Annotated in this window: 8 protein-coding genes; 6 read left to right on the top strand and 2 right to left on the bottom strand. The window is 43.3% G+C overall.

What is annotated here, in order from left to right; genetic code table 11:
- The first annotated feature begins 260 nt into the window (after positions 1 to 260).
- Complete coding sequence (locus PHF18_RS03340) at positions 261 to 1,328, top strand: citrate/2-methylcitrate synthase (protein ID WP_300098279.1); 1,068 nt, start codon at positions 261 to 263, stop codon at positions 1,326 to 1,328.
- A 224-nt stretch (positions 1,329 to 1,552) separates the two neighbouring features.
- On the opposite strand, the gene PHF18_RS03335 is transcribed toward PHF18_RS03340, so the two are convergent.
- Together PHF18_RS03335 and PHF18_RS03330 are read right to left on the bottom strand one after the other, a co-directional pair.
- Positions 1,553 to 2,353, bottom strand: a complete 801-nt coding sequence (locus tag PHF18_RS03335; protein WP_300098277.1) for a hypothetical protein — start codon at positions 2,351 to 2,353, stop codon at positions 1,553 to 1,555.
- Positions 2,354 to 2,481: 128 nt separating this feature from the next.
- Positions 2,482 to 4,659 (bottom strand): hypothetical protein, encoded by a 2,178-nt coding sequence (locus PHF18_RS03330; RefSeq protein ID WP_300098275.1) that lies wholly within the window; start codon positions 4,657 to 4,659, stop codon positions 2,482 to 2,484.
- Between the two features lie 643 nt (positions 4,660 to 5,302).
- Between PHF18_RS03330 and PHF18_RS03325 the strand changes: the two genes are divergently transcribed.
- From PHF18_RS03325 to PHF18_RS03305, 5 genes are all read left to right on the top strand, one after another.
- Positions 5,303 to 6,571 (top strand): UbiD family decarboxylase, encoded by a 1,269-nt coding sequence (locus tag PHF18_RS03325; RefSeq protein ID WP_300098272.1) that lies wholly within the window; start codon positions 5,303 to 5,305, stop codon positions 6,569 to 6,571.
- Positions 6,572 to 6,790: 219 nt separating this feature from the next.
- Positions 6,791 to 7,996, top strand: a complete 1,206-nt coding sequence (locus PHF18_RS03320) for an aconitase X (RefSeq protein WP_300098270.1) — start codon at positions 6,791 to 6,793, stop codon at positions 7,994 to 7,996.
- Positions 7,983 to 8,414: a DUF126 domain-containing protein gene (locus tag PHF18_RS03315; protein ID WP_300098268.1), complete on the top strand. Its 432-nt coding sequence runs from the start codon at positions 7,983 to 7,985 to the stop codon at positions 8,412 to 8,414. The genes PHF18_RS03320 and PHF18_RS03315 overlap by 14 nt, the downstream gene beginning before the upstream one ends.
- 133 nt (positions 8,415 to 8,547) lie before the next feature.
- The gene (locus PHF18_RS03310; RefSeq protein WP_300098265.1) at positions 8,548 to 9,666 is read left to right on the top strand and encodes a site-2 protease family protein; all 1,119 of its coding nucleotides are present in this window, start codon (positions 8,548 to 8,550) and stop codon (positions 9,664 to 9,666) included.
- A gap of 66 nt (positions 9,667 to 9,732) precedes the next feature.
- A complete protein-coding gene (locus tag PHF18_RS03305) occupies positions 9,733 to 10,857 on the top strand; it encodes a TIGR04013 family B12-binding domain/radical SAM domain-containing protein (protein WP_300098263.1) in 1,125 nt (374 codons plus the stop codon).
- The last annotated feature ends 492 nt before the right edge of the window (positions 10,858 to 11,349 follow it).

The following is an 11,349-nucleotide window of genomic DNA, read 5'->3' as shown; positions in this document are numbered from 1 at the left end:
AAAAATATTAGATACTGTAATTAAAATAGGTGAATAGATTAAGAAGGCAGGAATTTTAACATCAGAAAATATATTTAAAACGATTAAAATTTACAATTTCAACAAATTTAATATACTTATTCGATGATAATACAGTTGCATTGTCCCTATTTTTGGACCCAAAAAGGTCCTTCGTGTTAAGTCTTTCACGTAGAATCTCAGAGGATTCCCCAATTTCAAAGTTTTTTGAAAATCCTCGAGGCATAAATAAGAGGTATAAAATGAGTAAAAATATATGTTTCATAGACGGGCTGGAGGGCATTCTGAAATACAGGGAAGTCGACATCAACGAACTGGTCGAACTTTCTTATGATGCAGTTTCATATCTGCTAATCCAGGGAGAGCTCCCTGGAGAACAGGAACTTGCCGAGTACTCAGCCCGCCTGCATGCGGTGCGTGAAATCAACGGGGAAGTAATGGCCATTATCCGCATGTGCAATTTCAACATCGATGCTATGGAAGCTCTGCGTACAGTCGTTTCTTTCATATCTCAATTTGATCCGGACCTGAATGACAGCTCTGCGGAAGGAAATCTGAGAAAAGCTATACGGCTAATTGCCATAATCCCAACCATTGTTGCTGCTTATTATAGAGTATCAAATGGAAAGGAACCTGTACCTCCTGACCCCTCCCTTTCCCACGGAGCCAATTTCCTGTACATGATAAAAGGAATCAAGCCAGATCCACTGGAAGCTGAAGTTATGGAAAAAGACTTTATTCTCAGTGCCGAGCATGAGCTGAATGCTTCCACATTCTCATCCAGAGTTACAGCTTCAACCCTGTCCGACCTCTATTCAGCAGTTGTTTCAGGGCTCTGCACGCTTAAAGGTCCCCTTCATGGAGGAGCAAGGGCAGAGGTTATGAATATGCTTGAAGAAGTTGCCAGCCCTGAAAATGCCGAGAAATTTGTCCTTGAGAAAATAGAAAAGAGAGATAAAATAATGGGCTTCGGGCACAGAGTGTACAAGACATATGACCCCAGAGGCACAGTGTTCAAGCAGCTCTCAAGGAAACTGGCTGAATCTAAAGGGGATATGCACTGGTATGCGACAGCCGAAGCAATCGAAAATACTGTTGTCCGCGAGCTTGTGGAAAAAAGAGGGAAGCCGATTTATCCAAATGTTGATTTCTATTCCGGAGTTATCTACAAATATATGGAAATTCCTCCGCAGCTTGCAACCTCGATCTTTGCAATCGGGAGAGTCTCGGGCTGGATAGCTCATTGCCTCGACCAGTATGAGAAGAAAAAGATCATAAGGCCAAGGGCCTTCATGCTTGATGAATGTTAAAATATGAGAAAAGTTTTTGAAGAAAAATGAGGAGTAATTTTTGAGAGGTTCCATTTTACTTCCCTCATCCTTCAAAACTCGGTTTCAGGAAGTGCTGATTATAAATTGCTTGTTTTAGGAGTTAGTAGTTACAGATACGTTTCAAATCAACGTCACGATAATAAGACTGATTCTTGGCCCGTTGAATGTTTACAACTGATTTTGAGACCCCCTCAAGAGACGTCTCACTGGGTACGTTTGGTAACTACAACGTTGTCGAAATAGATTTCTCGCAAAGGGTAATTACTGTGACTACTCATTTGCAAATAAATGTAAGCAGATGTGAAGTTCAAATCGCTTAATGGTGAAGCATATAATTCATTGCTATTTTCCAAAATTTTAAAGCTTTTATCATCCAGGATTATTTTTATGTGCTGATCTGCAATCTTCCTGCCAGTTCGCCCTTCAGGCCAGCCATCAGCATACAACAATCTTGGTTTCCCATCAATTTTATTGGCGATAACGCTACGAGCATTTTGCCCGGGCGGGACCCCAACATATTCAAATTTGATCCAATCAGTTTCATCTTCTGGATTCCCGTTAGTTGCGATAGGACAGAGATAGACCGATCCAGTCAGGTAACAACCATTGCTCTGGTTGTTCCAGTTAAGATCGAAAGAAATTTCCTTTCCGTCACTAAAGTTCACTTTCTCTACACTTTTGACTCCCTCGAACTTTACCGTATCATCTCTTGTGCCAATTGTATTCATGCCCAACCTCAATCGAGAATCAATATTTTCCGAGGGGTCAGCATCGTATACATCTATTATGCTTTCCTTAAAATCTCCTTCACGAGTGATTTGCCATGTTTGTGCATTCAAAACTCCTGCACTAAAATTTTCATTAAACATAGAGACATTTTTAGTGGAAATGACACCTGATGCTTTCTCTTCTATATTAAAAATATTAACAGCTAATAGCCCCACCAGAACAATAAGAATCAGACCGACCAGATATACTCCTTTTTTCACATTTTCTGCATTCATCGGTGTAGCCCCATAAAAATAGAAAATTACCTTAAAAAAGTAAAAAGACAGAAAGATACACCTTTTCCTGTCTTTTAGGCTAATATATTTCACGTTTCACTTCAACTGACAAATAATGTTTTGTTTACTCAGGGGTAATTCACTGTATAGCCTGCGACTGCACCATCATCAACAGCTGTAGCTCCTGCACCCTGATCATGGGGAACCCAGACCTGGAAGAAGCCGGCTACTGTATTACCGGATGCATCTGTTACCGCATAATTAATTGTGTATACTCTGCCGTTTCCATCTCCCTGTCTTTCTGCTCTCAAATCAACTGTCTGGGAATCCACGATAACAATATCCTCCAGCGTGTTCCCATCTCCATTGCCTGTGACTTCCTCCGGCTCATCGCTGCTCACTGATGTGATTGCTATACTATTAATGCCCACACCAGCATCACAGATATCGGCCACTGAAGTAACAAAATAAGAGATTAAAACAGTCTGATACTTATGGTTCGCGGGCCAGAGTACTATCGGTTCATCTGCCGTTGTTATCTCCGGTGGGGTCGTGTCCTCCACAGTGATGTCAACAGTATCAGTAGCTGAAAACTGCCCGTCGTAGACTTCGAGGGTTATTGTTGTTGTTCCAAGCGGGAGAGTCACTTCAGGATTGACACCTTCAGCTGATCCACCATCCCAGATCCAGGCATATGTCAATGGTTCGATTAGCCCGTCATCGGTGGAACCTGATCCATCAAGAGTTATCGATGTACCGGCCAGATTAGCCTGCTCAACGGTCTGATCTTCACCTGCATTGGCTACAGGTGACATATTTGCTGGTTTCTCTGCTTCAACACTGAGATCATAGAGGATTGGCGAGACTTCTCCACTGTTGATTTGCATTGTTGTCTTGATTTGCAGATATCTACCATCGGGTGTTGAACTCAATGAGACACCATTTGCCGCGGTTTCCCAGGGAGACCATGTGTTTCCATCATTTGAACTTCTTACCTCAACTTTGACAGATGTCCCAGTCGGCTCATTGGCGTTCCAGGAAAAAGTGCCCCAGGGCATGTCTGCTTCTTCACTGTCAAAGTCAACAGTCCAGGTACCTACTTTTGTAGTAATAGTTCTTGCCACGATACCCGTCATGTCGCTGTAAGTGTAATGTCCCCCGCTTCCAAGTATATTTTTTGTAAGGTCAACCGAATTTGTATCAGGGTTTATCCTATAGATGTTTTCACTGGATATATCTGTCACCCAGACTTTGCCGGCGGCATCCACTGCTACGCCAGAAGGCGAATTGAAACCACTTATTGTTTGTATAAGATTTCCGTCGTTATCGTACCTAGATACACTGTTATAATTCCAATTCTCATCTGTACCAGCTACCCATACGTTGTTATCAGCAGTACAAACAACGCCTCTCATTGTCATTGCAGATTTTGTCCATTCTATTGGAGTCCCCTTGTCATTGATGTCTATTTTAGTAAGCTGTCCACCTGATCCCACAAATAGATAATTCGAATAATCAAGCCCCATTCCGTATGTAGAGCCGAGGGGGATAAGGGTTATGTCTGTAAGATCTGCAGTATTAATTCTAAGGATATGTTCACTAAGTTTCGCCGACCAAAGGACACCATTTTTATCTATCACGGCTCCATAGGCACTGTGCCCCCAGCTAGATACATCAAGTGTTTCTTCAATCGCGCCTGTTTCTCCATTAATATAATAGTATTTCTGTGAACTCGAGGTCCCTGCCCACAAATTATTTTTAGAGTCAACAGCTAATCCTCTTGGAGCAGTACCCCAGTAGTCATAGTCATATTCACCGGTGTATTCACCAGGTGCATATGTGCCTTCCTTGTCGTTAATTAAGACAACTTCGTAGAGGACGCATTCGTCTTTACCCCAGTCAAGGATTTCAGCACCTGTTATGTCTCCGTCTCCATTCAGGTCTTCAGAGGTTTGAACCTTACCATCTCCATTTCGATCTATATACTGTCCAGCTTCAAAGAGCCCGATTTTCACAACCGTCCCTGCCCCTCTGTTGCCGACCCAACAGTTACCTTGAAGGTCAACTGTTGTTCTGGAAGGATCGCAAGAGGAATGAGGAGCAACTCGATAACGACCTAATTCATCCCCTGTTTCTGTATCGACTTTAGAGACTGTACCGTCGTAGTTCGGAACCCAGATAAAGGGTAGAGTAACAGCTTTTTCAGATAATTGTAATTGATCGGCTGCGGTGTCGTGTTCCACTCCAACAAGTGTTCCTTCATCGAAGTCAGCATCTAAAGTATATGCCTTTGATGTGGCTGCCATTGCTGGACTTGCTAATGATAGAATAACTAATGCCGTTAGTATTGCTACCATTATCGGTCCAGCTTTTTTGTTCGTAACTTCCATTTGATTTCCACTTCCTATATTTAGGAGACCTATTCCTTTTTCCCCGGATGTTTTATATTCATTTTAGACTATTTATTTACCTAGTTAGGAAAATATAGATTAATTTTGATATAAAAATATAGTTTTCATCCTTATTAGGAAAATATATTAATAGATTATTAAAAATATGAATATAAAAAATAACATCTAATAAATATATAGTCCAGTATATAAAATAAATTATCCAGATATAAAATTAATTATTTGTAACCATTTAGGTAGCCTTATATAGAATACATTTGGACAATACAAAATTAAAAATAGAGACTACAGGTTTTTAAGAAAAAATAGAGACACTATTTTGAACATATATAGTTTAAATTTAGAGAATTTTCAATCTAAAAATTATTTTGTCGAAAGAATATAAGCAAACTAAAAATTAATATGTCTGGGAAAAACTGCTGTGAATCAAAGATTTAAGTTTCCAGTTATGCAAATGTTTTCGTCAGGAAGAGATCCCCGATACGTTTGACCGGATAATCTTTTTATCATCTGACCGCTTTTTGGTATCCAGATACCCATGAGTTATAGAGATTTTATAGACCGGTTAAAAGAAAACGGAAAACTGGTAGAAGTTCCGCAGCCCGTTTCCCCTAGATTCGAGGCTTCAAGAATTGCAAAAAAAACAAAAGCTCCGGTTCTTTTCCACGACATTTCAGGCTCAAAGGTTATTATGAACCTTCTTGGGTCCAGGGACGAGCTTGCTTCCATGCTAGGGGTCTCTAAAGAAGAAATTATAAGGAAGCTTGCGGAAGTTTCTCCGGAAGGCGAAGTCCAGATAGTTTCAGAGTCTCCTACCCTTGAGGTCATAGAAAACGAGGTAGACCTCACAAAACTTCCTATCCTTACCCATTTTGAAAAAGACGGCGCTCCTTACATAACTGCAGGGATTGTGGTTTCCGAATATGGAGGGGGCATGAATGCCTCCATTCACCGTCTCATGCTCGCAGGAAAAGACAAACTCGCAGCCCGCCTTGTCCCCCCGAGGCATACCTACCTCCTGCACAAAAAAGCCATCGAAAAAGGCGAACCTCTACCCATTGCAATTGTTATCGGCTGCGACCCTACGATTATTTACGCAACCTCTACAAGGGTCCCTGTTGGAAAGGAATTTGAATACGCAGCTGCCCTGCGGGGAGCTCCGGTAGAACTCTTTGAGTGTTCAAACGGGATTAAAGTACCGCACTCCGAGATCGTACTCGAAGGGTACGTTGACCCTGTGGAAAAAGTTGATGAAGGGCCTTTTGTGGACATTACCGGAACATACGATGTTGTAAGGAAAGAACCTGTAATCCGCATCACCCGCGTGATCCACAGAAAAGACCCGATCTATCATGGCATTCTGCCGGCTGGTCCCGAACACCTCCTGATGATGGGAGTGCCTTACGAGCCAAGGATATACAGGGCTGTAGGGGAAGTTACGACCGTCAAAAACGTGGTCTTGACAGAAGGAGGATGCTGTTACCTTCATGCGGTTGTGCAGATCGAAAAGCAGACTGAAGGAGACGGGAAAAACGCTATTATGGCAGCCTTTGCAGCCCATACAAGCCTGAAACATGTAGTGGTCGTGGATGAGGATATAAATATCTTTGACCCTGATGATGTCGAGTTTGCAATTGCTACAAGGGTAAAAGGGGATATTGATATTATGATTATTCCTAATGTCCGCGGAAGTTCCCTTGATCCCAGAGGAGCTCCTGACGGGACGACTACGAAAGTAGGAATCGATGCTACAAAGGTTCTTATTGAAAAAGAGAACTTCGAAAGGGCTGTGATTCCTGAAGAATGACTTATATAGAACTTTTAAAAATATAGACTTTTTAAAGGGCAGGTAAACCTTAAGAGACTGCAAGCCGGGGGGTGGAATAAACCTCACCTTGCCTTAATATATTATACTCGTCTTAATATTTTATACTTGTATTAGTCCTGTACTTGCCTTAATTGATTATACGGACTTCAATATTTTGCATTACGCCTTTACCACCTGACAGCTGAAGAGTGAATTTTCATGTACCTTACAAAAGAAGAAGAACAAATTCTTAACGGAGAAGCAGGAGAGACTCTCAGGAAAGCAATTGAGATTCTTGTAGCTCTCGGGGACATCTATGGTGCTGATGGGTTGATCCCCATCAAAAGCGCCCAGATTGCAGGGGTCTCTTATAAAACGATAGGTGATGCCGGACTTGAATGGATCTCAGACCTTGAGGGGCAGGTAAAGGTTCCCTCAATCCTGAACCCGGCTGGAATGGACCTCGAAGACTGGGAGAGGCTGAGAATCTCTCCTGAATTTGCAGAAAAGCAAAAGGCAATTATTCAGGCTTACAAAAAGCTTGGGATTAGCTGTGAATGTACCTGCACTCCTTATAACCTGGAAGGCTTTTCAGCGGGCTATGGCGACCACCTGGCCTGGAGCGAATCCTCAGCAATCTCCTATGCAAATTCCGTAATAGGAGCCCGGACAAACAGGGAGGGAGGCCCATCCGCCCTTTCAGCAGCGCTTCTGGGAAAAACTGCAAACTATGGGTTACATCTTGATGAAAACCGCGTTCCTGAAGTCTCGATCAGTGTGGAGTGCTCACTTAAAGAATCGGATTATGGAGCACTTGGATATGTAGCAGGCAAAATCATAGGGAGCAGGATACCTATTTTTCACCTGAAGGATACTCCTGAAAAGGATGAACTTAAAGCCCTTGGAGCTGCAATGGCGGCATCCGGAGCAGTGGCACTTTATCACGTGGAAGGAGTGAGCCCTGAAGCCTGCAGGATGGGCTTTGAAGAACCTGAAGAGAAAATAATTATCGAGAGAAGCCAGCTGGATGAAGTTTATGAGAGCAGAGAAAGAGCTGGAAAAGAGCCGGAACTGATTACTATAGGCTGCCCTCACTGCTCTGCAGCCGAACTTAAGAAAGCGGCTGAGCTCCTGAAAGGAAAAACAGTTTCAAAGGAAACCTGGATCTTTACCTCGCGAGAACTTGCAAAACGTTATCCGGACCATATCCGGACAATTGAAGAAAGTGGAGCTAAGGTTGTCTGCGATACCTGTATGGTAGTCTCTCCGGCAACCAACCGCTACTCCTGCGTCATGGTGAATTCGGGAAAAGCCTTTGCCTACGTGCCCGGGATGTGCGGGGCTGAAAGTGTATACGGGAATATGGAAGCCTGCATCGAGGAAGCAACCGGAGGGAAAAGAAAAAAGGTAGGTGGTTCCTATTAAACTCAAAGGCAGGACAATTTCCAGGGGATGTGCAGAAGGGGAAGTTTTGCTTTCCAGAGACCCCATATCCTTCCTTGGCAGTGTAGACCCTAAAACAGGAATTGTTGTCGAAGAAAAACACTCTCTCGCAGGAAAATCAATCAAAGGGAAGGTTCTTGTTTTTCCCCATGGGAAGGGTTCGACTGTTGGCTCCTATGTAATGTACCAGCTGAAGAAAAACGAGGCTGGCCCAATAGCGATTATTAATCTGGAAACCGAACCGATTGTAGCTGTAGGAGCAATTATATCTGAAATTCCTTTAGTTGATATGCTGGAAAAAAACCCATACGAGTATTTAAACGATGGAGACATTGTCCTGGTAAACGGCAGCGAGGGATATATCGAATTAATTAAACCTAAAGGCGGTAAGACAGAATAATGATGCAGATAAACTTTAATGATTCGAATTTAATTTTAAACCTGAATACCGTGCCGTTTAAGCTTAAAACGTGAAAATTGCATTAAATGTAAAAGCTAAAAAAACCCCAAGCTTCAGAGACGTGAAACCTAAAATGAAACAGGGACGAGAAGACCAGAGAAAAGGCAATGGTAAGTCAGAGACTGAGGAGATGATTTCACGCATATACCCTTTCATAACCAGGGTATTTGATGTATATGAAATCCAGAAGTCCGGAGAGATTCTTTATTTATTCGGCACCCCTAAAACGGATGCCGAAAATGTAATGGGAGAACTCTGGGCTCCCCTCGAACAGCGAGGGTTTGGAGGTACCCTGAAGTACGAGCTTGGGGAGCACGTTCTTATTGTTACTCCTGTAAAAAAGACAAAGGAAAAGATCTGGGTAAACCTCGTACTTTTCATAGCAACAGTTTTTACAACCATGATCTGCGGAGCCTGGATGTTAGGGGTTGACCTCTGGAGTGATCCTCTGCAGGTTTTTCAGGGTTTGTCCTTCACCTTTGCAATAATGGCTGTGCTAGGCTCTCATGAGATGGCTCATTATGCAATGGCAAGGTACCATGGGATGAAAACTTCTCTCCCTTACTTCATCCCGTTTCCGACTTTCATAGGTACAATGGGAGCGGTAATCCGTTACAAAGGACCTATTCCTAACCGGAAAGTTCTCTTTGACGTGGGAATTGCAGGGCCTCTGGTAGGGCTTTTTGTCTCAATTGTAGTCACCATAATAGGGCTAAATCTTAATGCGCCTACAGCCAAACCATTGCCCGATGCCCTGATGTTCGAGCTTGGCTTCCCACCTCTTTTTGTAATGATCCAGAAGCTTGTCGGTGTTACAGGGAGCAACCTGCACCCTGTGGCTTTTGCAGGCTGGGTGGGGATGTTTGTAACCCTTCTAAATCTCCTTCCTTCAGGGCAGCTTGACGGCGGGCACGTGCTCAGGGCAATGCTCGGCAAAAAAGCGGACAGGATTTCTTCAATGATGCCGCGTATCCTTTTCCTGATAGGTTTTTATGTGGTTTACTGGTTAAAGGGAGACGGATTTATCTGGATATTCTGGGCTCTCTTCCTATGGGCTTTTGCAGCGGCCGGGCATCCTTCCCCTCTTCATGATAAAGTGAAGCTGGATAGAAAGCGTATTATTATAGGAATAATTACCTTCATCCTTGGCTTTCTCTGCTTTACCCTTATTCCTTTTAAGCCCATAATCTGAAAGGAACCGAAAAACCTGAAGAGAACCGAAACCTGAAAAAAGCACTGAAAAAAGGAGAAAAAAATAATGGATGTGCATTTCCGGTATAGCAAAAAGAACTCTTACAGCTTGGCGGTTCTTTCACCTTTACTTCCTGAAACCGGGTTTACGGACAGCCCCCTTAACGGGATCATGATTTACAGTTTTACTACACGGCAGGCAGCGAAAATCTTCAGGGAAGTTGAAAATGCAGGAACGGACTCGATCTTCATAGCAGGAGGGCCTCACCCTTCCGGCTCCCCTGAAGAGACACTTGACTATTTTGATTACGTGGTGATTGGCGAAGGGGAAGAAACGCTTCCGGAACTTGTAAGGGTTCTGAAGGAAGGGAGAGATCCGGGAGAGGTAAAGGGGATTGCTTACAAAAATTCAGATACCGGCAAGATGATCAGAACTCCTGAAAGGCCACATGTGGACCTGGATAAATATCCCTGTTTTGACCCGAAAAAACTTCGCTCCCCCATTGAAATCAGCCGTGGCTGCCCCTGGGGTTGTAAGTATTGCCAGACTCCCAGGCTTTTTGGACGAGAGGTCAGGCACAGGAGCATTGATTGTATCCTGAAGAATGCACAGCATTATAATGACCTCCGTTTCATAGCTTCAAATGCTTTCGCTTACGGAAGCGATGGAATTCACCCGAGGTTCGACAAGGTAGAAAAACTGCTCTCCGCCCTGCACAAACTGCCCGATAAGAAAATCTTTTTCGGAACTTTCCCTTCCGAGGTCCGCCCTGAGTTCGTGACCGAGGAATCTGCCGAACTTGTGAGAAAATACTGTGCAAACGACACCCTTAGCCTTGGCGCTCAGTCCGGAAGTGACAGCATCCTCAAAGAAATAAGGAGAGGGCATACGGTTGAGGACAGCATTTCAGCTGTTGAGTGCTGCCTGGAAAATGAGATTGTCCCCGCAGTTGATTTCATTTTCGGGCTTCCCACAGAAACCGAAGAGGACCAGGAAAAAAGCCTTGACCTCGTGCGCTGGATCTGCGGAAAAGGAGGGACTGTCCGGGCTCATTACCTGACCCCACTACCGGACACTCCGTACGCATCAGCAGTCCCCTCGAAAGTGAACGACCATGTAAGGCGGGAGCTTGGAAAACTTGCCCTTGAGGGGAAACTAACGGGCTACTGGGAAAAATACAAAAAAGTCTAAAAAACCTGAAAAAAGAAGGAGAAGAGGATTAAGGAAAGCCGACAGGTGTTGCCCCATCCCGGCTTTTAAACCCAAATCCTGCTTTCTGGTTTTTCAACCCGTTTTTAAATTAAACCGCACAAGGAGACCTTTGTTTTTGATCCTGTTACTTTACTTCGATATCAATTCCGACTAACGGAATTGACTCTCTGGTAGGTATTTATTTTTCAAGAACTCTTTATTTCTGCAGGTTTGATCTATGCCTATTTATAAAGTATGTTCACTGATTTTTTTGCTTTGATGGCTCGTATATTTCAAAGAATGTCTGTTGATCCCGTATTTAGTTCTCTTTAGGAGATATGCTTCTCGATCTTGTATTGTTGTTTGCTTCGTCTTAGCAGGTGATTTAGAACCTTCTGATACTCTTTTACTATTTAGGAGGTATATGTTTTTCAGATTAGGAGGCTCTCATACTAACACATTTATCGGCAGGATAGATATTTCGTTTTTAGT

This window comes from Methanosarcina sp., from assembly GCF_028693135.1.
In the GTDB taxonomy this organism is placed as follows: domain Archaea; phylum Halobacteriota; class Methanosarcinia; order Methanosarcinales; family Methanosarcinaceae; genus Methanosarcina.
This window is presented reverse-complemented; position numbering and strand designations above follow the sequence as displayed.

What these genes read in the sequence shown, in the direction of transcription:
- PHF18_RS03310 (WP_300098265.1), top strand. Translation starts at nt 8,548, where the DNA reads ATGAAACAGGGACGAGAAGACCAGAGAAAAGGCAATGGTAAGTCAGAG.
- PHF18_RS03325 (WP_300098272.1), top strand. Translation starts at nt 5,303, where the DNA reads ATGAGTTATAGAGATTTTATAGACCGGTTAAAAGAAAACGGAAAACTG.
- PHF18_RS03330 (WP_300098275.1), bottom strand. Translation starts at nt 4,659, where the DNA reads ATGGCAGCCACATCAAAGGCATATACTTTAGATGCTGACTTCGATGAA.
- PHF18_RS03335 (WP_300098277.1), bottom strand. Translation starts at nt 2,353, where the DNA reads ATGAATGCAGAAAATGTGAAAAAAGGAGTATATCTGGTCGGTCTGATT.
- PHF18_RS03340 (WP_300098279.1), top strand. Translation starts at nt 261, where the DNA reads ATGAGTAAAAATATATGTTTCATAGACGGGCTGGAGGGCATTCTGAAA.
- PHF18_RS03320 (WP_300098270.1), top strand. Translation starts at nt 6,791, where the DNA reads ATGTACCTTACAAAAGAAGAAGAACAAATTCTTAACGGAGAAGCAGGA.
- PHF18_RS03305 (WP_300098263.1), top strand. Translation starts at nt 9,733, where the DNA reads ATGGATGTGCATTTCCGGTATAGCAAAAAGAACTCTTACAGCTTGGCG.